The organism is Halorientalis sp. IM1011, from assembly GCF_001989615.1.
Taxonomy (GTDB): Archaea; Halobacteriota; Halobacteria; order Halobacteriales; family Haloarculaceae; genus Halorientalis.
The window spans coordinates 3,178,277-3,200,660 of record NZ_CP019067.1 but is presented as its reverse complement, the minus strand read 5'-3'; the positions used below and the strand labels follow the sequence as shown (position 1 = coordinate 3,200,660).

Here is a 22,384-nt window from a genome sequence, read left to right as displayed (position 1 = left end):
GCGTCCGCGTCTCGATTCGTCGTCCGACTACTCGATCACGCCGTCCTCGCGGAGCGCCGCGATCCGGTCCGCGTCGTAGCCCACGGCTTCGAGCACGTCGTCGGTGTGTTCGCCGTGGCTTGGTGGGGAGCCGGCTACCCCCTCCGGTTCCGCCGTGGACTGGGCAGGGAAGGTAACCCGTGGGATAGTCCCGGAGCGGTCGATCAGGTCCCGGGCGTCCGCGGCCTCGCTGTCGAGCGCTTCGGCCGGCGATCTGACCGGCGCGACCATCGCCTCGGTGTCTCCCAGTTCCGACTCCCACTCGTCGCGGGTCCGTTCGGCGAACAGGGTTTCGAGTTCTTCACGGACGGCCTCGCGTTCGGCCGGATCACCAGTCATGTGCGCATCGGTGAGGTCCGGACGGCCGACCGCCTCACAGAAGGTCTCCCAGAACTTGGGTTCGAGGGCTGCGAGCGTGACGTACTTTCCGTCGGCGGTCTCGTAGGTGTCGTACCAGGGCAGGCCGCCGGAGAGTTCCGTCTCGCCGGGGCGAGGGTCAGCGCCGGTGAGCGCGTCGTGGGAAACGGCCTGCGAGAAGGAGGCCACCACGTCGGTCATCGCCACGTCGACGTACTCCCCGCCGGTGTTGCCCAGTTCCCGCGAGAGCAAGGCTCCGACGACGGAGAAGGCGGCGAAGAGGCCGCCGGCCATGTCGCCGACGGGGTAGCCCGGCATCTGTGGCGTGCTGTCCTCGTCCGCCCGGGTCATGTCGAGCAGGCCGGCCATGCCGACGTAGTTGAGGTCGTGCCCGACACGGTCGGCGTGGGGACCGTCCTGTCCGAACCCCGAGAGCGAGCAGTAGATAACGTCTTCGTTGACCTCGCGGACGGCCGCGTAGTCGACGCCGAGGCGGTCGACGACGCCGGGGCGGAACTGCTCGAACACCACGTCGGCCTCGGCGGCCATATCGAGGAAGGCCTCGCGGCCACGGGCGGACTTGAGGTCGAGAGCGACGCTTCGTTTCCCGCGGTTGACGGCGTCGAAGATTGCACCGACGCCCGTCTCCGTGTAGGGCGGGAGGATCCGCGCGTAGTCGCCAGCGTCCGTGTCCTCGACCTTGATCACGTCCGCGCCGGCGTCGGCGAGCAGTTGCGTCGCGTATGGGCCGGGCAGCAATCGAGAGAGGTCGAGCACGCGTACTCCATCGAGTCGCATGGAGGGAGTCCACGGGCCAGTGACAAAAGCGTGAGCCACGACCGTCGCACCTGACAGCGGTTCGGCCCAAGGATCGACCTACCGTCGTGAAGCCGTCGTTACCTACCTGGAACCGTGCGTCGGGGTCGGATTCCACCGTCGCTCGGTGTGAATTACCGAATCCGTTCCTGAGTCACGGGAACTGTTCGGTACGATGTCCGTCACGACGATTGACGCGTGTACGGTCGGCCTGTGCCAGTGGGCAACTGTTGTGAGAAGTTTCGGCCAGTGGCGTATCGAGCGGGAGTCTCGAAACGGTCTATCGGCTTTACTAGTGGCTTCGGAGTACGTGGGGGAGACGCGGCATTACCGTACACAGGGGGACTTTCACATGGACGTCAACGTACCGACACGGACGCATCGATCGCCAGAACTCGACCGGCCCACGCCACGGAGGGACGGATGACCCGTCGCCCCGATCGGCAGTTCGTCCTCGTCGTCGTACTCGTCGCTTCGCTGGCCGGCCTCGCCAGTGTCGCTGCTGGCGCGAGCGGGCCCGCGGCGGACGACGCGTCGGTCGCACAGGCGAACGGGAGTGATCAAATTGCGACGGAACTGGACGAACTCGCGAGCGCGACGGCCGGCGAGGGAGTGGTCGAAGCCGAGAACAGTCCCGGCGCGAACGGAACGGCACAAGTCGGCCAAGCGGAGACGGAAGCCGCACGGGAAGGAGCCCGGGCCGGTGCCGAACTGGCGGAACAGCAGGGCGTCTCGATATCCGAGGAGGAACGCCAGGCAGCCGTCGAGGCAGCCGTCCGGGCGGCGAGTCAAGATCACGACGCGAGTGCCGACGAGATCCGATCCGCCGCCAAAGGGGCCGCCCACGGCGCGCTCGTCCAGAGCCAGCGAGCGAACGTCACGCAGGTCCAGGCCGGGGTCTTCGGCGGGACGGTGGGGTCGCTGACGCAGGCCCAGAACGCCACCGCCACCCAGATGCAGAGCGCGAGCTACGGCGGGGCCCACGGCGCGGTCGCCCAGTCACAGCGGGTGAACGTCACCCAGATCCAGTACGCCGCGGCCGGGGCGGCCGCGGGCGCGTGTGACGAGACGGCCGACGACGATAGTGAGGAGCAAGACGAGCAGCCCAACGAAACCGACACGCAGGGGGCGAACGTCACCCAGCGCCAGGCGGTCCGCGTCTCACAGATCCAGGAGGCGGCCCAGGGAGCGGCCTACGGCTCGCTCGTCCAGAACCAGACGGTCAGCGTCAGACAGGTCCAGGCCGCGGCCTTCGGCGGCGCTGCCGGCGGAGCGAGCGGTGACGAGGCCGACGCGAAGAAGGTCCAGGAAGCCGCCATGGGCGGTGCCAAGGGTTCGATCGTCCAGCGCCAGCAGGCCGAAGTCACGCAGATCCAGGCCGCCGCACGGGGCGGGACCGAGGGGTCACTGACCCAGAGCCAGCGGGTCTCCGTCACCCAGATACAGTCGGCCGCCTCGGGGGCCGCAGGCGGAGCCATCTCGCAGTACCAGTCCGCGACGATCACCCAGATCCAGTCGGCCGCCTCGGGGGCCGCCGAGGGCTCGCTGACCCAGATCCAGCAGGTGAACGTCGTCCAGATACAACAGGCGTCGTTCGGCGCGGCCGAGGGAGCCGCCAGCACGGCCGCCCAGGAACAGATCGTAAACGTCGAACAGATTCAGGCCGCCGCGAGAGGAGCCGGCAGCGGTGCCGTGATCCAGATCCAGCAGGTGAATATCGTTCAGGTGCAGGTCATCGCGCGGAGCGCGGCCGGTGGCGCGCTCACCCAGTACCAGTCGGCCAGCGTCTCACAGATCCAGTCCGCCGCGAAGGGGGCCTGTGAGGGAGCCGTCTCGCTCAGCCAGCGCCAGCAGGTGAGTGTCGAACAGATCCAGGTGGTCACCGAGCGGGCCGCCGCCGACACGGCGTCGATCGTCGCTGATATCGACATCACCAACGAGCAGACGATCATCAACTACGCACGCGGGACGGCCGACCGGCCCGACGACGATGAGGCGGCCCCCGACGACGAACCCGACCTGCGAAGCCTGTTCGCGGACGGTCGTGACGACGGCGTCTTCCTCGCGAACCCGAACGACGAGGCCGTGACCGTGACGATCACCACCGAGGACGGCGAGGTGCAGTCCGAGACGCTGTCGGCCGGCGAGCAGCGGACTGTCGACCTCGAACCTGGGCTGTACACGCTCACCGCCCAGACCGCCGACGGCGAAGACGTCGAGGTCGGTGGCCGGACTGAACTCCGAATCGGCGTCGGGCCCGAGGACCTGAGTCTGGACGTGACCGTCGACGGACAGTCGGTCACGGTCCAGAACCCGAACGACCAGCGGGTCACCGTGACCGCCAGTCAGGACGGTGAGACGGTCCGGACCTTCGACGTGCCGTCGAACTGGGACGTCACCCAGCGGTTCGATCCGGGGACCTACGTCCTCACCGCGGAGGGCGAGGACGGGAGCACCCTCCCCGTCGAAGGTGAGGACGAGTACGAGTTGACCGTCGAGGACGGGCCCGACCAGCCCGACGAACCCGGGCCGATCGACCTGAACGCGACGGTGACGAACGGGACCCTCTCCATCGAGAACCCCGGGAACGCCTCCGTCACCGCCACGGTGACCGACGAGGAGGGCGAAGAGCAGACGCTCGACGTGGCGGCCGGCGAGACCGTCGAGGAGTCGTTCGATCCCGGGGAGTACACCGTGACCGTGGCCGCCGACGAGAACCGGACGGTCACGATCAACGGCGACGAGGCGTTCGAGTTCACCGTCGAACCTGCGGAGGAACCCGGGCCGGCCATCGACCTCGCCGCGTCGGTAGACGCGGGGAACCTGACCCTCGAAAATCCGAGCAACGCCTCGGTCACGGCAACCGTGGCCGGTGAGGACGGCGAGGAGCAGACGTTCGACGTCCCCGCGGGTGCGTCGGTGACCGAGACGTTCCCGGCCGGGAACTACACCGTGACCGCTGAGTCCGACGAGAACCGGACCGTCACAATCGACGGGAACGAGACGTTCGAGTTCTCGGTCACAGGCCCCGAGCCGGGCGATATCGACCTGAACGTGTCCGTCGAGGGCCAAAACGTCACCGTCGAGAACCCCAGCGAGACCGGGGTCACCGTGACGGCCGCGCCCGAAACCGGCGAGAACGGGACATTCGAGGTTCCCGCGGGGGAGGCCGTCACCGCAGCGTTCGATCCGGGTAACTACACCCTCACGGGCGAACCCATGGAGGGCGACCAAACCGTCACCTTCGAAGGACAGGATACCTTCACGGTAACCATCCAGCCAGCGGCTCCGACGCGGCAGATCGACTCCTGCACCGTGATAGACCAGTCGGGCGAGTACGAACTCACCTCGGACATCTCCTCGGACACCGAGGGAACCTGCATCCGGATCGCGTCGAGTGACGTGACCCTCAGCGGGAACGGCAACACCGTCTCGGGTGCCGGGAGCAACGACAGTATCGGCGTGGCGGTGTACGGCCCGGAGATCGACGAGATCGAAAACGTCACGATCCGGAACCTCGAAGCCGAGAACTGGGGGACCGGTGTCTACTTCAGTAACTTCAGCGACGACATCGGTGTCCAGGGGACGATCGAAGACGTCGCGGTCACCGACAACGTCGGAGACGGGATTTTCCTGGTCAACGCCGACGGATCGACGGTCGAGAACGTGACCGCAAGCGGTACCGACGGTGTCGGCATCACGGTCTGGGAGAGCACGGACCTGTCGTTCACCGACGTCACGGCGACCGATAACGGAAATTACGGGATCCACCTCTGGGATCAGGCCTCCGACAGCGAGTTCACCGAGATCCGAGTCGCGAACAACGGCGGCGACGGACTGTACGGGTCCGTGATCTCGAACAACACCTTCGAGGCGGTGACGGCCGACGGGAACGCCGGGGACGGTATCGGGCTGACCGACAGCGGTGCGAACCAGTTCCAGGATTCCCGGATAACGGACAACGGAGAACTCGGATTCAGGTTCCGGGGCGCGGACGACCAGCGGTTACAGAACGTCACCGTCCGTGGTCACCCCGGGCCTGAGGTCGGCTTCGACGATTCCCTGGGACCGGAGCCCTACGACGCGACCGATCTGTTCCTCGAGCCGGCGGCCAGGTTCGAGTTCACCGGCGAACCCGTGACTCTGGACACGGTCGACAACGAGTCGCTGCCGGATCTCCCCGACAATGCGACCGCCGTCCAGTCGGGTTTCAACGTGTCCAACGTCCAGAATCAGGTTTCGGTCACCGTCCCGCTAGAAGCTGGAACGGACGCCGCACAGGTCGACCTTCTGCGCTTCGACGGCAGCGAGTGGGAGCGCGTGGCCAACGGGTCGGTGACCGACGAGGGTGACGCACTCCAAGCCACGCTGTCCGAGAGCGGTGTCTACGTGCCCGTTCGTACGGAAGCGGTCTCGGCGCTCGACCTCGACGCGTCGGTCGAGAACGACACGCTCACCCTCGAGAACCCGAGTAACGCCTCCGTCACGGCGACCGTCGAGCCCGAAGACGGCGAGAACCGGTCCGTCGAAGTGCCGGCTAACGAGACGGTCAGCGAGACTTTCGAGCCGGGCAACTACACCGTGACGGCCGAGAGCGACGACGACCGAGAGGTCCTGATCGACGGCAACGAGGCCTTCGAGTTCACCGTCGAGGAAGCCGAGCCCGGGGAGCCGATCGAACTGGCCGTGGCGGTGGAGAACGAAAACATCCTCGTCGAGAATCCCAGCGACACTGGTGTCGTGGTCACGGCCACGAACGCGACTGGCGAGGAACAGACCTTCGACGTGGCAGGAGGCGAAACGGCGACACAGGGCCTCGCCCCGGGCAACTACACCCTCACCGGTGAGACAGAACCCGAGACGAACCGGACGGTCCTGCTAAACGGCGAGGAGTCGTACAACGTCACGGTCGAGGAAGACGAGCCCGAGGAACCGATCGAGCTGAACGCGTCCGTGGAGAACGACACGCTCACCCTCGAGAACCCGAGTAACGCCTCCGTCACGGCGACCGTCGAGCCCGAAGACGGTGAGAACCAGACGATCGACGTACCGGCCGGCGAGACGGCTACCGAGTCGTTCGATCCGGGTAATTACACCGTGACGGCCGAGAGCGACGATAACCGATCGGTCCTGATCGACGGCGACGAGGCCTTCGAGTTCACCGTCGAGGAGGAACAACCAGAATCCATCGACCTCGACGTCACCGTCCAAGACCAAAATCTGACGGTCGCCAACCCGAGCGACGCGGTCGTCACTGTGAGCGCGACCGACGCGGACGTGTCGGTCACCGTGGAACCGGGCGAGACGGTCACCGAGACGGTCGATCCCGGCAACTACACGCTCACCGGCGAGAGCGAGAGCGAGCGCCCCGTCACGCTGAACGGCGAGGACGAACTCGACGTCGAGGTACAGCCCGTCGAGGAGTTCGAGTCCCTCGAAACGAGTCTGTCGGGCCAGGAACTGACGGTCGAGAACCCCAGCGAGGAGCTCAGACTCGTCAGGATAAGTAACGAGAGCGGCACGATTCAGACACTAGAGGTGCTGGCCGGCGACGAGACGACGACCACGCTGGAGCCGGGCACCTACACAGTCGAGGCCGCGACCGGTGAAGGAGAGCCGGTGCCCATCGACGGCGAGTCCGAGATCGAAGTAACGGTGGAGGAGGTCGAGCCGCTCGACCTCGCCGTTACAACGACCGACAACGTCCTCGCTATCGAGAACCCCGGCGAGATCGATGCGACCGTCGTCGCAACACCGGAATCGGGGGAGAACGTGTCCTTCGACGTGGAAGCCGGTGCGGAGGTCACCCAGGAGCTCGAACCGGGGTCGTACACGGTGACTGGAACGGCCGAGGACCGCCCGGTCACTATCGACGGCGAGTCAGAGACAGAGGTGACCATCGAGGCGGCCCTCGAGAGCCTGGACGCCTCGGTCGACGACGGGACGTTGACCGTCGACAATCCGAACGAGGAGGAAGTAACGGTGACCGCTTCGCCGGAGGAGGGCGAGAACGTGACGCTCGACGTGGCGGCCACCGAGTCGAACTCCATCGATCTGGATCCCGGGACGTACGAACTGACTGCCGAGTCGACCGACGGCCGGATCGTCCAGATAAACGGTGAACGAGTCGCGACCATCTCAGTCGAAGGCCCGACGACCGAAGAGCCCAACGAGACCGACGAAACTGAAGAACCTGAAGAGACAGAGGAGCCCGAAGAACCAGAAGAGCCTGAAGAACCCGAAGAGCCTGAAGAACCTGAAGAGCCGGAGGAACCAGAGGAACCCGAAGAGCCGGAAGAACCCGAAGAGCCTGAAGAGCCTGAAGAACCCGAAGAGCCGGAAGAACCCGAAGAACCGGAGGAGCCTGAAGAACCTGAAGAGCCGGAGGAACCAGAGGAACCCGAAGAGCCAGAAGAACCAGAGGAACCCGAAGAACCCGAAGAACCCGAAGAACCCGAAGAAACAGAGCAGATGGAAGTCGTGACGCCGGCCACGCCCGGGTGAGCCGAGACCCGGGCATTCGGGACCTGAGATCGGACTGCCGACGGTTGCGATGAGTACACCGCGGCGGGGCCGATGATAACGCCGCCCCTCTCACGAGGCGGTGGATTCAAGCGGGGGCGGGCGTACCGTTGGGCTATGGCAACACAAGGCACGGCCTCGTCGGTCGACTTCGGAACGGGTGAGGAGACCCGGCTCATCCTCGACAGTCTGAGCGAGTTCCTCGAGCAAGAGGTCGAACCCGTCAGAGACGAACTGGGCGAAACGTGGTCGAACCCGCAGTTACGCCACGAGGAGGACGGACGGCTCGTCCCGGAGGTCGTCGACGCTATCGAGCGGATCCGGAAGAAAAGCGCCGACGCGGGCTTCTACGCGATGAACCTCCCCGAGGAGGCCGGCGGGGACGACGTCTCGAACGTCACCTGGTACCGGGCGAAGAAACACGTCGCCAGCCACGGCATCGGCCTGACCGAGTACGTCCTCGCGGGTCCGGAGGGCCCCAAGCCGCTCCTGTTGCAAGCCGAGGGCGAGCAGGTCGAGAAGTATCTGGAGCCGGCCGTCGCCGGCGAGAAATCGACCGCCTTCGCCCAGACAGAGCCCGGCGTGGGGTCGGACTCACCGAGTATGGATACCCGGGCTCGAAAGGACGGCGACGAGTGGGTACTGAACGGCCAGAAACAGTGGATCACGAACGCCCCCTACGCCGACTTCGTGCAGGTGTTCGCGCGAACGACACCCCAGGAGGAGGCCGGGCGCTACGGCGGGATCACCTGCTTCGTCGTCGAGGCCGACGAGTTCGAACTGGGGTCGATGAACAACGCGGTCGGAATGAAGGGCATGCAGGCCGAACTTATCTTCGACGACGTGCGCCTCGGTGAGGACCGGGTGCTCGGCCAGCCCGACACCGCCTTCTACAACGCCATGGACTTCCTCTCGCTCGGGCGGCTCGAACTCGGGGCGGAGGCAGTTGGGTACGCCGAGCACCTCATCGAGCAGGGTGTCGAATACGCCAACGAGCGGGAGGCGTTCGGCCGGCCGATCGGGAAGTTCCAGGGCATCTCCCACAAACTCGCGGAGGGACGGGCACGGAACTTCGCCGCCGATGCCGCCGGACTGAAACTCGCCTGGCTGATGGACGAGGGCGAACAGGCCATCGAGGAGGCTTCGATCTTCAAATATTTCGCGTCGAACGTCTACTTCGACATCGCCGACGACGTGGTGCAGGTCCACGGCGCGAACGGGCTCTCGGAGGACAACCCGTTCATGGACCACCTCCACGTCGCCCGGATCCTGCGCGTGGTGGAGGGCACCGACGAGATCCAGCTCAACACCGTCGCCAAACAGCTCGGCGTGTCGTAAGCAGGATCGCCCGTAATTCGCCGGCCACGGACGGACGTTTCGAGCGGTCGCGGACGGGCGGTCCTCCCGGACAGTGAGAATCACGAAGCGATTTTAACTCGATAGCTACCCGATCTCTATCTGTATGTACGACAGAATCTTGCTCGCGACGGATGCGACAGTCGCGTCAGACGACGCCGAGAGACATGCCATCGAACTCGCAGCGGCCAACGACGCCGTACTCCACGTGCTCTACGTCGTCGACGAGAGCGTCGTCACCGCCTACAGCGGCGACGAGTACGTCGACGAGCGCGAGGGTCCCGAGCACGGACTGGAAGAGGTGGGCCAGGAACGACTGGCAGCGATCAGGGCCGATGCCTCCGACGCGGGCGTCGAGGTCGTAGAGGAACTTCGACACGGCCAACCGGCCGAAACCATCGTGGACTACGCCGAGGAGAGCGACGCGGATCTGGTCGTGCTCGGGACAAAGCGGCGACCCGAGGAGTACCGGACGCTGCTCGGGAGCGTCACCAACCGCGTGCTCCGGTTGACGACCCGTCCCGCGACCGTCGTGAAAACCGACGTGAGCGAGTGATCGGCGCCATCAGTGTCTGAACATGAGGATACGATCCGGCTCGTGTCGGATGCAAAAGGGCGTCACCGACGAGGGGGTGAACGTGTTGTCGGTCTTCTCCGAGATGAACAGTTGCTCGAAGGGCTTCCCGCAGGCGGGACAGGCGTACCCCCTCTTGTTGGCCCAGTGGCTCGTCTCGCGGGTCTCTTTCAGGAGTTTGAGGCCGTGCCGGTAGTCGTGCACGTCGATGGGGCCGTCGCCGTCACCCAGCGTCTCCATGGCAGCGGGAAGGTCACGGAGGGGTATCAATGTCCGGAGCGGTTCGGGCGGCGTTGCCGGCTCCCCGGGCGTTAAGACGCGGGCTAGAGAACGGGACCGCATGACGCTTCTGGTCCCGTTCGACGGATCCGACCTGTCCCGATCCGCGCTCAAGCGAGCGAGCGAGTTCGCCGACTACCGCGGCGAGGAGGTCGTGGCGCTGACCATCATCCCGGACGACGAGGCGTTCGCCCAGGAACGCGGCTGGATCGAGGCCGGCGAGACCTACGACCCGACGGCTGTCTCCGATGAGTTCGAACGGACGGTGCAAGAGGTGGCCCCCAACGCCACCTACCGCTGTGAACACCCCGAGACCAGCGACTCGATGACCGCGACCGTCATCGACGACATCACGCGAACGATCAGACACGTCGCCGACGACGTGGACGCCTCCATCGTGTTCATCGGCAGCGAGAACGCCGGCCGCGTCTCGACCCCCGTCACGAGCGTCGGGAGCCCCGTCTCGGAGGACCCTCGCTACGACGTCCACATCGTTCGCCACGCTGACTAGCTCGCTCCGCCCGGATGAACGCGGGGGCATATAACTGACCGATGATATCGTGAAGAAAACTCAACCACAATCGGTTCGTTGAATCAGATGCGGTTCGCTCCCAATCCCGAACCGGTTTTCTCCCTCTTTCCGCTCCCCCCTCCTCACACGCTCCCGAGGTGACTGTCTCTTCCCGGCAGACCTGTCCGTGACCGAAACCACTAGCCCGTGGGCCGCGTAGGGCCCTTCATGACGGGAGTTCTGGATCGACTGGCCGAGCAGGAGGGCTGGCGCGTCGAGAACGCCGCGGCGCGCGTTCACTACGACGGCGGCGGTGACCGGTACAGCATCGAGTACTACGAACCGAGCGAGTGCGTAATCTACTGGAAGGTGTCACCCGACGGTGACATCGCCGTCCCTGTAAGTCGCGACACCGTGCCGACACCGTTACGCGAGCGTATCCGGCAGGATCTGGCCGCCGCCGACATCGATCCCGAGATCGAACACCGGTCCCTCTGAGTTACATGGACAGCTGGTCTGTCTGCGGGTTGCCGTCGTCCCCCGATTCCGCCGCCGCGACCGCCTCGTCGACGACTGACTGACTGGCTCACGACGGCGAGTCGACGACTGCGTCGATCACCGCCGCAGGGGTCTCACTACCAGCCTCGCGATTCCCGTCCCCGGTTCCGTTCCCACCGGCCGACAGGTCGGCCCCGTCGTGTTGATCTTCCCAGAGGCGGTCGATCTCGGCCGTCAACTCGGACATGCACGCATCCAAGCCGGTTTCCGGACTGTCGTGGTCGTCGACGGGTTCGGTAGCCATTAACATGGTATTATCTCACACAGCCTGATAAGTAACCAGCCAAATTTTCGAGGGTACCCGGGTATCGGCGGAACTCGATCCGTCCAAGAGACGGAGATTTTAATCCCACAGGCGGCCCGAGATGGTAGCATGAGCGTCGACGAGTCGGACCTACGGGCGGTGGCCGGGGCAATCCGTGACGCCGAGTCCGTGGTCGCGCTGACCGGAGCGGGCGTCAGCACCGCGTCGGGTATCCCGGACTTCCGCGGTGAGGACGGTATCTGGGAACGCAACGACCCGATGGACTTCCACATCGATCGGTTTCGGGCCGATCCCGCCGGGTTCTGGGACGACCGGGTGGATCTGCAGTCGGAAGCGTTCGACGACGGTGACGTGGCACCCAACGCCGCTCACGAGGCCCTCGCCGACCTCGAATCGGCGGGCTACCTCGACACCGTCGTCACCCAGAACATCGACGGCCTCCACCAGACGGCCGGTTCCGAGAACGTGATCGAGATCCACGGCTCGGCCGCGCGGGTCGTCTGTCGGGACTGCGGCCAGCGGAGCGACGCCGATCCGGCGATGGAGCGAGCGCGGGACGGTGAGCTACCGCCCACCTGTGAGGACTGTAACGGGACGCTCAAGCCCGACACCGTCCTGTTCGGGGAGCAGTTGCCCGAACACGCGCTGATGCGATCGCAGACCAGAGCCGAAGAGGCCGACGTGTTCCTCGCGGTGGGGTCCTCACTGACCGTCGAACCAGCGGCGTCGCTGCCACGGGTCGCCGCCGAGCAGGGGGCGACACTGGTGCTGGTCAACCTCGAATCCACACCGCTCTCGGGGCGGGCCGACTACGACTTCCGTGCGGACGTGACCGAGGCACTGCCGCGACTGCGCCGCGTGGTCGAGGAGTGAGGGCCTGCTAACGGACCGGTCTCGCCCCCTACGCTTTTGGGGAGACCGGGCGTGTGTTCCCCCGGTATGGAGTACGAAGTGCTCGACACAGAGGACGTACCGGTCACAGACCTGTCGGAAGTGGAGGGCGTGCCGCCGGATCTGGACATCCGGCCCGTCGGCCGGACGATGGGGCTGGACAACCTCCACGTGACGCTGTGGTACTTCGAGCCCGGCGAGGAGATCAACTACCACGCCCACGGTGAGCAGGAAGAACTCTACTACGTGATCGAGGGCGAGTTCTCACTGAAACTCGGTCGCTCGGGCGAGACCGAGACGATGGAGGTCGGACCGGGCGCGTTCTGGGCGGCCGGTCCGGAGATCGGCCACGGCCATCGATACGTCGGCGACGACGAGGGCGTGATCCTCGCGATCGGCGCGCCGGCCGTCGAGGACCCCGGCCTCGACCCGCACAGTCTGGACTGACCGCGATCTCGATCAGGCGTAGCTCCGATCGAGATATTCGAGGATGCGGTCCGACTCGGCCATCGTGATGCCACGGTCCTCGTCGACGACGACCGGGACCTGGCGCTGGCCCGAAATCCGCTTGACTTCGTTACGGCGGGAGTGTAGTCCCTCGACCCAGACCGATTCGTAGTCGATGTCCAGTTCGTCGAGGCGGTCGACGACGAGTTCGCAGTACGGACAGCCCTCCAGCCGATAGAGTGTCATCGTCATACGACTGGATTGGGAGGGCTGTGGCAAAAACCTGCGGCCCCGAGCCGGTGTCACGATCGAGCCGTCCAACCGTCCGCCGGGATTTTTGTAACCGCCGCGTCTCTCCAGGGATATGCCACCCACCGAGGGCGACGAACTCCCCGACTTCGAGGCACTGTGCTGTGACGGCGAGACGTTCCGGTCGACCACTCTCTCCGACGCCGTGGGCGAGCGCGGTGCCGTCCTCGTCTCCACGGGCTTCGTCTACAGCGCTATCGCGCAGAACTGGTGGAAGCGCTTCCAGAAGTACGGCTGGGACGAGTTCGACGAGGTGCCCGTCCTCGGAGTCAGCCGCGACGGTCCCTACGCCCAGAACGATTTCCTCCGCTGGCTCGGCCGCCCGCCCTTCCGTATGTTCGCCGACGTGAACGGCGAAGTTTCCGAGTCGCTGGACCTGCTGACCGACCGCGATCACATGTCCAACGTCTCGACGCCGTGGCGCTCGGTGTTCGTCGTCGATCCCGATCTCGAAGTCGAGTTCGCCTACGTCGCCGACGAGTGGATCGGCCCGCTCCCCCACGAGGACGTGGAGGCGGCCGTGGCGGACCTCTAGTCCGCGCTGGCTTCCTCGCCGTAGATGGCCTCGACCTTGTGGAAGAAGTGATCGCGGATGTTCCGGCGTTTGAGCTTCATCGAAGAGGTGAGCATGTCGTTCTCGGGCGTCCACTCGACGTGGACCAGTTCGAACCGCTTGATCGTCTCGTGTTTCTCGAACTGCTCGTTGACCTCGTCGACGGCCTCCTGCACCCACTCGCGGACGCGCTCGTCGTCACACACGTCGTCGGGGTCCTCGGGGAGGTCGATCCCCTCCTCGTCGGCCCACCGCTCGACCGCCTCCAGATTCGGCACGATCAGCGCGCTGATGAACTTCTGGTTGTCGCCCATGACCATCACCTGATCGACGCGCTCGCTCGTCGCGAAGGCGTCCTCGATGGGACCCGGGGCGACGTTCTTCCCGGTCGAGAGGACGAGCAACTGTTTCAGCCGGTCGTGATAGACCAGATAGCCGTCCTCGGTCTGCTCGATTATGTCGCCGGTCCGGAACCACGGGTCGTCGTCCGCGTCGTCGGACAGGGTCGTGAAGGCGTCCTCGGTCTCCTCGGGTCTGTTCCAGTACCCCTGCGTGACGTTCGGCCCCTTCAGGAGCAACTCGCCGATTTCGCCGTCGGCCTTCTCCTTTCGGTCCGGGCCGATGACGCTGTCGTCGAGGTGGATGTCCATCCCGGCTACCGGCGGGCCGAGCGTCCCGGGCCGGGGGTCCTCGGCTGGATTGGTCGAGACGACCGGCGAGGTCTCGGTGAGGCCATACCCCTCGAAGATCTCCAGGCCCATCCCGCGGAACAGCTCCGCGAGTTCCTTGTTGAGACTGCCGCCGCCGCTGACGAAGTAGTCGATGTTGCCGCCGAGCTGATCTTTGACCTGCTGGAAGACGAGTTTGTTCGCGACGTAGTACTCCAGTTTGAGCCGCCGGCTCGGGTTCTCGGTCCGGCCGTACTCCTTGCCGATCTCCAGGGCGCGCTGGAAGATCTTCTCCTTGAGGTCCGAGGAGGCGGCCTGTTCGCGCATGGCGTCGAAGACACGCTCGTAGACCCGCGGGACGCTCGTGGCCGTCGACGGCTCGACGGCCTTCATGTCCTCCTGCACCGTGTCCGGGCTCTCGGCGTAGGCGACGGTCGCACCGGCACCGAACATCGAGAAGTGGCCGGCGGTCCGCTCGAAGACGTGCGCCAGCGGGAGGAAGGAGAGGGTCTTCACGTCCGAGTCGAGGACCGGTGTGTCCTCGTCCTTGTCGGGACGCGGGCCGAACCGCTTGCGGATCTGGCTGACGTTGGCCCGGAAGTTCGCGTGGGTCAACTGGACGCCCTTCGGCTTGCCCGTCGTCCCGGAGGTGTAGATCAGGCTGGCGAGGTCCTCGGGTGACTGCTGGTCGATCCAGGATCGGTAGGTCGACTCGTCGAAGGCCTCGCGGCCGAGTTCGTAGACCTCCGCGAGCGTGTAGATGTCGTCGTTCTCGTCGTAGACGTCGACGCCGTCGACGAGGACGACGAACTCCACGTCGGTGTCCTCTTTCACGTCCAGCACCCGGGCCAGCAGTTCCTCGTTCTCGACGACGACGCCCGTCGCACCGGGATCGTTCAGAAGATACCGGACCTGCCGGGGCGAGGATTCAGTGTAGATTGTCGTGACGACGCCGCCCGCTGCGAGCAGCGCGAAGTCGGCCTGTGCCCACTCCATCCGCGTGTTCGAGAACAGCCCCACGCGGTCACCGCTGTCCATTCCGAGTTCACGGAATCCAGCCGCCAGGTACCGGACGATTTCGGCCATCCGCTCGTAGGTCAACAGCCCCCACTCGCCCTCGGCCGGTTCGGGGATCACGTCGTCGGTCAGCGACCGGTCGTAGACGCCACCCTTGTACTGCTGGGCGGGCAGATCAGTGTGCCGCTCGACGCTCGCCTCGAACAACTCGGGAATCGTCCCCGAGCCGGTAACTTCGTCCGTGTACTCCCGCTCCAGTTGCAACAACTCCTCCGTTGTGGTCATTGGCGGGACCCACGCAGTCCCACACAATAATACGTTCGGGAATGACTGGCCCACCTCTCATAAAAGGTTACTCATGTGAACGATGGTCGGCGGAACGCGGCTCCGATCCGGTGACCGCCCGGCGCGTCGCCCCATGGATCCGTCCCAGGGCGGTCGCCCTGACGGGCCGCGTCCGACCGCTGGATTTTTGCCTCGGTCGGGCGCGACCCGAGGTATGCGACGGGTCCCGGTTCCGCTCGTTCCGGCGTGGCTCCGGTGGCTCGGTGTGGCTATCGTCGCCGCCTTCGTCTTCGTCACGTCGGTGGTGGTCGCGCCGCCGCCCGAACCCATCGTTCCGGGCAAGGTCGAGATTATTCCACTCGACAAGTGGCGACACTTCCTCGCGTACGGGGCCATCGCCTACGCGCTTGCGTACGCTCTCGCGGACTCCGATCGGCCGCGCACCCACCTCGCCGCGAGCGTGTTCTGCGTGACTGTGCTGTACGGCATCGGTATCGAACTCTGGCAGTGGACGATCCCGAACCGGTTTTTCAGCGTCGGGGACGCCTACGCCAACGCCATCGGGGCCGCGCTGGTCGTCGTCTGGTACGCAGTCGAGTCGTACCTGCAGTTCCGCCCGGTAGCTTCGTTTTTGTCGGAACGGGAACCCGACGCCTGATCACTCGCGAGTCGCACCTTCCAGACCCCCGGGTACCCGCGCCAGCGAGTCGAAATCGACAGCCCCGGGCTCGCGGTGTTCGACGGCCAGACCTCCGTCGTCGGCAGCGACGATCAGCACGTCGGCCTCGTCGTCCACCGCCGCTGGTGCAGGACCTACCGTCGGGCCGGCCGGACCGGGGCCACCCGCGGGCCGCGCGAGGACGACCTGTTCGTCGTCCCGGAACACGACGGCGTCGTCCAGCGACCAAGGGATGACGGCGGCGAGGCGGCCGAGTCGCCTCGCCAGCGCGTCCACGCCGTCCTCGACCGACGACCGGTCTCTCCCGTCGTCGTGACCGCCATCGTTCCCGGGTGAAAAGACCATACGGGACCTAGGTGGTCCCTGGTTGTAAGCGCACTGGCGACTTCGAGCGTCGATTCGGAGTCGCCGGCACGGCGACAGGCTGTCACTGTTCGAGTGTCGCGAGCGTCGTCCCACCCTGTTCGCGGACTTGCACGATGCCGTCGTCTGCCAGGTCGTCCAGCAGGCCTCGAAGCCACTCGCGGCCGTACTCGCCGTCGGGGGCGTAATCGACCCGGATTCGCGGCCCCAGTTCGTCCAGCGACAGTTCGTCGTGTTCACCCAGTACGCGGACCACCCGCCCACGGAACTGCCGACGACTCCCCTCGAAGTCGGGTTGGGTCGGGACGTCGGGCGCGGTGAAGTCACCGGTTTCGTAGGCGTGGCAGAACTCCCGCCAGGGACACCCCGCCGCGTCGCAGGAGGGGGTCTTCTCGCAGGCCACACCACCCAGTTCCATGATCGCGTTGTTCCACACGCGGGACTCACCCGCCGGCATGAGTTCCCGGGCCGCCCGCTCGAACGCGCTGTCGTCGTCGTCCACGTCGAAGGCCCGATAGAGGACGCGTTTGACGTTCGTGTCGACGACGGCGTCGCCGTTGTTGAAGGCGAAGGAGGCCACTGCGTTGGCGGTGTAGGGGCCGACACCCATCAGTTCCGAGAGTTCGTCGGGATCTTCGGGGAACTCGCCGTCGTAGTCGGAGACGACCTGTTCTGCGGCCTCGTGGAGGTACTTCGCGCGGTTGTTGTACCCGAGACTGTGGCCGGTCCAGAACCCGACCACGTCCGCCCGGTCGGCCGCGGCGAGGTCCTCGACCGTCGGCCACCGGGAAAGAAAGTCCTCCCAGGCGTCGACCACGCGGTCGAGCTGGGTCTGCTGGCTCATCACTTCCGAGACCAGGATCTCGTAGGGGTTCTCGGTCTGCCGCCAGGGATAGTCCCTGTGGTCGGCCTCGTACCACTCGATCAGCGCCGTCCGGACGGCGGGCACGTCGACCCCGGAGAGCGCCGCGGGGGCCTCCTCACTCATCGGCGCGACGTAGGGACGACCCCCGCTTACGCGTGGCGGTTCGTGGCGGCCGGTCGATCCACGGCGCACGCCCAGTCGAAAGCGGTTTCCTCGGCAGCCGCCACGTCCCCGCCATGAGCCTCGACGACCTCAAAGACGACGTAGAGGAGAACTACTCGGAACTCGGCGAATCCATCGACGTGGACCTGGACCGGGAGACGCGCAACGAACTCGCGATGCTCGTCGCAGCGATGGAGCCCGACGACGTGGGCGAGTTGCTCCGGCGGGCCGTCCACATGCAGTTCCAGACCGCCGTCGAGACCGGCAACCTCGATTTCCACCTCCGGAACGCCTACGACGTGACCTACGACGAGTACCTCTCCGGGATGACCTTCGAGGAGATGACCGGCGGCCAGTTCCCACAGCAACAGCAGAAAGACGACCGACGCTACCAGTTCTAGTCTCGCACGGCGATCCGACTCTCGCTGGACTACGATCGGGTGGTCTCGGTTTCCCTGTCGGCCACGACAGTCTGCACGTTGTCGAACACGGAGCGCACGTCGGTCTCCCAGATCACGTTCATGCCGACCGCGAGGGTGCCGGTCCCAGACAGCTCTGTGACCGAATATTCGTAGGTCTTCCAGCCCTCGTGGTCCTGCACGTCCTCGCTTCGGTCGAAGTCGCGCTCCTGCAGGCCGCCCTCGGGCTTCTCGCCGGCGAAGAAGGCCACCTCCGAGAGGATGTTCGCCGAGCGCATCTCGCTGTAGGCGTCGACGGTCACTGTCTTGACGCCGGAGAAGTCCATCTCCTGTTCGACCCAGATGGTCCCGTCGTCTGCGACACCGGAGATGTAGAACTCGACCGCCTGCTCGCCGTCGCTGGCACGCTCCGTGACGACTTCGGTCCCGTGGTCGACCGTTCCCCCGCCGCCGGGTATCTCGGGCAGGTCTTTCCCGATCCACCAGCCGTCGAGTCCGTCCTCGAAGGAGGGGTTCGCGAGTCCGATCGGATACTCGGGATCGGTGTGGGGCGTGTCGGTGCCGTCGGGCCGGTCGGTGTCCGACGGGTCGTCGGCGGGGGAGTCGTCGGGGCTCGATTCGTCGCTGGAGCCGGTACAGCCGGCCAGTCCTGCGGTCAGGGCGGTACTGCAGCCCACGAGGTAGGTTCGTCGTCGCATCACCTGACCGTCGAGGGGCGTGGGATGAATCCCTTGTCGAGAGTCAAAGACTCCTTTGAGCTACCAGGCCCCGAGCGGGGGGCTGTCGGATTGGGAAAGAAAGAACGGTGTGTCGGGTCGGGAGGTTACTCGTTGGCTTCTTCGGCAGCGCCTTCGATCTCTTCCATGATCTCGTCGGCGTCGACGTCGGCGTCTTCGAGGGCTTCCTCGATGTCCTCGCCGCCGGGGCCGCCGCCCATGCCGCCCATCATGCCGCCCATGCCCATGCCCATCCCGGAGCCGTCGATGATCTCCTGGATGATCACGCGATCGAGACCGAGCAGATCCGTGACCTGCTGACAGATCTGTTGTTTCTGCATCATCCACTGCTGGTTCATGCTGAGCTGCGGGTTGGCCTCGATGTAGAGGGTCTCCTTCTCGACCTCGACGACCTCCGTCTCGGGCTCGGGTTCTTCGTCCTCGTCACCCTCCTCGTCGGGCTGGACGAGTTCCTCTTCCTCGACCTCGTCGGTCTGGATCCACATCTCCAGATCCATCCCGAGGTACATGTCGAAGAGGCTCTGGGCCTGTTCGAGCTGGTCGTCGACCTCGCCGACGACCTCGTAGTCGTACTCGATGTCCTCACCCGCGAGCGGGTGGTTGAAGTCGACGCGGGCGCGGCCGCCGACGAGGGTCTCGACGCGGCCCTGCTGGCCGTCGACCTGAACCTGTGCGCCGGGGTACTGGTCGTCCTCGGGGATCTTGTTGACGCTCACGGTCCGAACGTCGTCCTCGTCGAACTCGCCGAACGCCTCGGCGGCGGGGATCTCGACGGTCCCGTTGTCGCCGACCTCGCCGCCGATGATGTCGTCCTCGACGGCCTCGAAGAGGAAGCCCTCGCCGAGCACGAGCGTTCGGGGCTCGAACTCGCGGTCTTCCTCGTCCAGACCCTCTTCCTCGGCGACCTCGGGGTAGGTCGTGTCGACGATCATGCCCTCTTCGACGGTGCGGGCAGTGTAGTCCAGTTCCACGAAGTCGCCCGCCTGGAGTCCGGACTGTTCGGATTCAGCTGTCTCCTCACTCTCGGCTACGTCATCGGCCTGTTCGGCCTCGTCGGCCTCGGCTTCGTCACTCATACCGTGAAGGTCATGGGTTACGCCTATAAGCACAACGTTTCGACCCGGGCCGCAGACAGGTCGGCGAGAATCGGTCGGAATCCCGTCGTTTTAGTCGTACCCCGCGAATCGAGGGGTATGTACGAGGTGGAGGTCAAGGTCCGCGCCGATCACGAGGCCGTCCGCGCTCGATTGGACGAACTCGACGCCGAACCACTGGGTACCGTCGAACAGGTCGACACCTACTTCGACGCACCCCACCGGGACTTCGCCGAGACCGACGAGGCGCTGCGGCTCCGGGAAGAACGCGACGCCGACGGTGCGGTGACCGAACTGACCTACAAGGGGCCGCTCGTCGAGCAAGCGTCCAAGACCCGTGAGGAGATCGAGTCGAAAGTGGCGGATCGCGAACGCGTGCAGGCGATCTTCGAATCCCTCGGCTTCTCGCCGGCCGCTACGGTCGAGAAGGAACGCACCCGATACCGGATCGAGGAGTTCACCGTCACCCTCGATACAGTGTCGGAGGTCGGCGAGTTCGTCGAGGTCGAGACCGAGTGTGAACACGAGGAAGACGTGCCGGCAGAACGCGAGGCCGCCGAGGACCTGCTCGAATCGCTCGCCCTGAACCCAGAGGACGGCATCCGAACCTCGTATCTCGGCATGCTCCTCGCCGATGGTAATGCCTGACGGTAATTCTGTCAGCATCGACATTTCCGGAAGTTATAGAATCCCCACCTGCCAAGGGAGGGGTAATGACCGAGCGGAACATTCGCGTCGAGCCGACGAACCGGCTCGCCGTCGAAGATCAGGAAGTGGAGATCGTCGAGCGGAAGGGAATCGGGCATCCGGACTCGATCTGTGACGGGGTAGCCGAGCGCGTCTCGCAGGCGCTCGCAAGGGCCTACATCGAGCGCGTGGGCAAACCACTGCACTACAACACCGACGAGACGCAGCTGGTGGCGGGCAGCGCCGCGCCTGCCTTCGGCGGCGGCGAGGTGCAGGAACCGATCTACCTGCTGATCGTTGGCCGCGCGACCAAGGAGTACGAGGGGACCAAGATCCCGGCCGAGACCATCGCGCTGGAGGCGGCCCGCGAGTATCTCAACGAGGAACTCCCCCGGCTCGACGTGGGTCGGGACGTGGTGATCGACGTGAAACTCGGCGAAGGGAGCGGCGACCTCCGAGACGTGTTCGGCGAGGACGGCGCGGTGCCGATGGCCAACGACACGAGCTTCGGGGTCGGCCACGCGCCCCTGACCGAGACCGAGAAGATCGTCTACGAGACCGAGCACCGACTCAACGGCGAGTACGCAGCGGAGAATCCCGTGGTCGGGCCGGACGTGAAGGTGATGGGCAAGCGGGAGGGCGACCACGTCGACGTGACCGTCGCCGCCGCGATGATAGACGAACACGTCGCCGACCTCGACGAGTACCGCGATGCCGTCGAGGGCGTCCGCGAGTACGTCGGCGACCTGGCCCGGTCGATCACGGACCGTTCCGTCACCGTCCACGTCAACACCGCCGACGACTACGAGGACGGCGCGATCTACCTGACCTGTACCGGGACCTCCGCCGAGCAGGGCGACGACGGCTCCGTCGGCCGGGGGAATCGCGCGAACGGCCTCATCACGCCAAACCGCCCGATGAGTATGGAAGCGACGAGCGGGAAAAACGCCGTCAACCACATCGGGAAGATCTACAACCTGCTCTCGACGGACGTGGCCGAGGCCGTCGTCGACGAGGTCGACGGCATCCGGGAACTCCAGATTCGCCTGCTCAGTCAGATCGGACGGCCCATCGACGAGCCACACGTCGCCGACGCCCACGTCGTCACCGAGGACGGCGTCTCCGTCGCCGACATCGAGGCGGACGTGACCGAGATCGTCGACGAGCGGCTGGCGGACGTGACCTCGATCACCGAGCGGGCGATCGAGGGCGACCTCTCGACGTTCTGAATCGAGTTCCGGCGGCGGGTGAGCCGAAACCGCTTTGCCTCGCGCCTCTGTTCCAGCGAGTGTGACACAGGTCTGTCTCGTCGGCGACCCGGAGGTGAACCTCCGGTACGAGTTGCTCTCCCGGGAAACCGCCCGGAACGCCCTCGCGACCTACGACCTGCGGGAGCCGTTCGAGAACACCGTCGTGGTCGAGACGGTGAGCCTCGGCGCGGCCGTCGCGCTCCTGAACGATCTGAACTGGTATCTCGTTCGGTTCACCCGTGATGCGTTCCTCCGCGAACCGAGCGTCAGCGAGACCGAGTGGCTCTCCCGCGATCTGGCCGCCGCCGTCCGTGACGACGAGGTATCCCCCGACGAGACCGAACGCTTCCTCAAGATCTACGGCGTCGAGTACGAGTCCGACCGCGACGACGAGGGACCGCCCGACGCCGTTGAATCGACGGAGTCCGACGACCGCGACAGCGACGACGACAACGACCCCGACGGCGGGACGGTCGAGACGGCCCCGGATCTGGTCGAACCTATGTACGCCGCCCGGACTGGGCCGGAACTCCCGGAGTACGACCTACGGGACGTGTCCGACACGCTCGTCGTCAGAGTGGCCGAGGACGAGTTCGGCGGCGAGAAACAGCGATAGGGCGGTCGCGGTGCGGTTGCAGTCGGACGAGCATCCGCGCGAGCGGAGCGAGCGCGGTTCACCGC

22 protein-coding genes are annotated in these 22,384 nt (G+C 65.8%); 13 read left to right on the top strand and 9 right to left on the bottom strand.

The window, feature by feature from the left end:
• Positions 1-27 precede the first annotated feature (27 nt).
• Positions 28-1,194 (bottom strand): CaiB/BaiF CoA-transferase family protein, encoded by a 1,167-nt coding sequence (locus BV210_RS16625; RefSeq protein ID WP_077207738.1) that lies wholly within the window; start codon positions 1,192-1,194, stop codon positions 28-30.
• 441 nt (positions 1,195-1,635) lie between these two features.
• On the opposite strand from BV210_RS16625, the gene BV210_RS16620 reads away from it, so the two are divergent.
• The 3 genes from BV210_RS16620 to BV210_RS16610 all read left to right on the top strand — a co-directional run bounded on the left by BV210_RS16620 (position 1,636) and on the right by BV210_RS16610 (position 9,646).
• Positions 1,636-7,716, top strand: a complete 6,081-nt coding sequence (locus BV210_RS16620) for a right-handed parallel beta-helix repeat-containing protein (protein WP_077207737.1) — start codon at positions 1,636-1,638, stop codon at positions 7,714-7,716.
• Positions 7,717-7,851: 135 nt separating this feature from the next.
• Positions 7,852-9,072, top strand: a complete 1,221-nt coding sequence (locus BV210_RS16615; RefSeq protein ID WP_077207736.1) for an acyl-CoA dehydrogenase family protein — start codon at positions 7,852-7,854, stop codon at positions 9,070-9,072.
• A 124-nt stretch (positions 9,073-9,196) separates the two neighbouring features.
• On the top strand, positions 9,197-9,646 hold the full coding sequence (locus tag BV210_RS16610; RefSeq protein WP_077207735.1) for a universal stress protein: 450 nt from the start codon (positions 9,197-9,199) through the stop codon (positions 9,644-9,646).
• Between the two features lie 9 nt (positions 9,647-9,655).
• On the opposite strand, the gene BV210_RS16605 is transcribed toward BV210_RS16610, so the two are convergent.
• On the bottom strand, positions 9,656-9,904 hold the full coding sequence (locus BV210_RS16605; protein WP_077207734.1) for a hypothetical protein: 249 nt from the start codon (positions 9,902-9,904) through the stop codon (positions 9,656-9,658).
• Between the two features lie 100 nt (positions 9,905-10,004).
• On the opposite strand from BV210_RS16605, the gene BV210_RS16600 reads away from it, so the two are divergent.
• Together BV210_RS16600 and BV210_RS16595 are read left to right on the top strand one after the other, a co-directional pair.
• Entirely contained in the window at positions 10,005-10,454 is a 450-nt protein-coding gene (locus BV210_RS16600) for a universal stress protein (RefSeq protein ID WP_077207733.1), read from the top strand.
• A gap of 228 nt (positions 10,455-10,682) precedes the next feature.
• Complete coding sequence (locus tag BV210_RS16595) at positions 10,683-10,952, top strand: hypothetical protein (protein ID WP_077207732.1); 270 nt, start codon at positions 10,683-10,685, stop codon at positions 10,950-10,952.
• Positions 10,953-11,040: 88 nt separating this feature from the next.
• Here BV210_RS16595 and BV210_RS16590 read toward each other — a convergent pair whose 3' ends face one another.
• Positions 11,041-11,256, bottom strand: a complete 216-nt coding sequence (locus BV210_RS16590) for a hypothetical protein (protein ID WP_077207731.1) — start codon at positions 11,254-11,256, stop codon at positions 11,041-11,043.
• A gap of 129 nt (positions 11,257-11,385) precedes the next feature.
• On the opposite strand from BV210_RS16590, the gene BV210_RS16585 reads away from it, so the two are divergent.
• Together BV210_RS16585 and BV210_RS16580 are read left to right on the top strand one after the other, a co-directional pair.
• Complete coding sequence (locus tag BV210_RS16585) at positions 11,386-12,150, top strand: NAD-dependent deacylase (protein WP_077207730.1); 765 nt, start codon at positions 11,386-11,388, stop codon at positions 12,148-12,150.
• Between the two features lie 66 nt (positions 12,151-12,216).
• Positions 12,217-12,615: a cupin domain-containing protein gene (locus BV210_RS16580; RefSeq protein ID WP_077207729.1), complete on the top strand. Its 399-nt coding sequence runs from the start codon at positions 12,217-12,219 to the stop codon at positions 12,613-12,615.
• Positions 12,616-12,627: 12 nt separating this feature from the next.
• Here BV210_RS16580 and BV210_RS16575 read toward each other — a convergent pair whose 3' ends face one another.
• Complete coding sequence (locus BV210_RS16575) at positions 12,628-12,867, bottom strand: glutathione S-transferase N-terminal domain-containing protein (protein WP_077207728.1); 240 nt, start codon at positions 12,865-12,867, stop codon at positions 12,628-12,630.
• A gap of 112 nt (positions 12,868-12,979) precedes the next feature.
• Between BV210_RS16575 and BV210_RS16570 the strand changes: the two genes are divergently transcribed.
• Positions 12,980-13,459, top strand: coding sequence for a redoxin domain-containing protein (locus BV210_RS16570; RefSeq protein WP_077207727.1), 480 nt, complete (start codon positions 12,980-12,982; stop codon positions 13,457-13,459).
• Here BV210_RS16570 and BV210_RS16565 read toward each other — a convergent pair.
• A complete protein-coding gene (locus BV210_RS16565) occupies positions 13,456-15,447 on the bottom strand; it encodes a long-chain fatty acid--CoA ligase (RefSeq protein WP_077207726.1) in 1,992 nt (663 codons plus the stop codon). The two genes, BV210_RS16570 and BV210_RS16565, sit on opposite strands and share 4 nt — an antisense overlap.
• Before the next feature lie 214 nt (positions 15,448-15,661).
• Between BV210_RS16565 and BV210_RS16560 the strand changes: the two genes are divergently transcribed.
• Entirely contained in the window at positions 15,662-16,105 is a 444-nt protein-coding gene (locus BV210_RS16560; protein WP_077207725.1) for a VanZ family protein, read from the top strand.
• Here the strand turns inward: BV210_RS16560 and BV210_RS16555 are convergent, their stop codons facing one another.
• Both BV210_RS16555 and BV210_RS16550 read right to left on the bottom strand, forming a co-directional pair.
• Positions 16,106-16,471, bottom strand: a complete 366-nt coding sequence (locus tag BV210_RS16555) for a hypothetical protein (protein ID WP_077207724.1) — start codon at positions 16,469-16,471, stop codon at positions 16,106-16,108.
• A gap of 82 nt (positions 16,472-16,553) precedes the next feature.
• On the bottom strand, positions 16,554-17,477 hold the full coding sequence (locus BV210_RS16550; protein ID WP_077207723.1) for an A/G-specific adenine glycosylase: 924 nt from the start codon (positions 17,475-17,477) through the stop codon (positions 16,554-16,556).
• Positions 17,478-17,590: 113 nt separating this feature from the next.
• Between BV210_RS16550 and BV210_RS16545 the strand changes: the two genes are divergently transcribed.
• Positions 17,591-17,917 carry a hypothetical protein gene (locus BV210_RS16545; RefSeq protein WP_077207722.1) on the top strand — a complete coding sequence of 109 codons (327 nt, stop codon included), beginning with the start codon at positions 17,591-17,593 and terminating at the stop codon, positions 17,915-17,917.
• Between the two features lie 29 nt (positions 17,918-17,946).
• Here BV210_RS16545 and BV210_RS20500 read toward each other — a convergent pair whose 3' ends face one another.
• Together BV210_RS20500 and BV210_RS16535 are read right to left on the bottom strand one after the other, a co-directional pair.
• The gene (locus BV210_RS20500) at positions 17,947-18,633 is read right to left on the bottom strand and encodes a hypothetical protein (RefSeq protein WP_077207721.1); all 687 of its coding nucleotides are present in this window, start codon (positions 18,631-18,633) and stop codon (positions 17,947-17,949) included.
• A gap of 125 nt (positions 18,634-18,758) precedes the next feature.
• Positions 18,759-19,748 (bottom strand): peptidylprolyl isomerase, encoded by a 990-nt coding sequence (locus tag BV210_RS16535; protein ID WP_077207720.1) that lies wholly within the window; start codon positions 19,746-19,748, stop codon positions 18,759-18,761.
• Positions 19,749-19,865: 117 nt separating this feature from the next.
• Between BV210_RS16535 and cyaB the strand changes: the two genes are divergently transcribed.
• The 3 genes from cyaB (at position 19,866) to BV210_RS16520 (ending at position 22,319) form a co-directional block, all read left to right on the top strand.
• The gene (cyaB, locus tag BV210_RS16530) at positions 19,866-20,414 is read left to right on the top strand and encodes a class IV adenylate cyclase (RefSeq protein WP_077207719.1); all 549 of its coding nucleotides are present in this window, start codon (positions 19,866-19,868) and stop codon (positions 20,412-20,414) included.
• 65 nt (positions 20,415-20,479) lie between these two features.
• Positions 20,480-21,682: a methionine adenosyltransferase gene (locus BV210_RS16525; protein WP_077207718.1), complete on the top strand. Its 1,203-nt coding sequence runs from the start codon at positions 20,480-20,482 to the stop codon at positions 21,680-21,682.
• A 61-nt stretch (positions 21,683-21,743) separates the two neighbouring features.
• Positions 21,744-22,319 (top strand): DUF5804 family protein, encoded by a 576-nt coding sequence (locus tag BV210_RS16520; RefSeq protein WP_077207717.1) that lies wholly within the window; start codon positions 21,744-21,746, stop codon positions 22,317-22,319.
• The last annotated feature ends 65 nt before the right edge of the window (positions 22,320-22,384 follow it).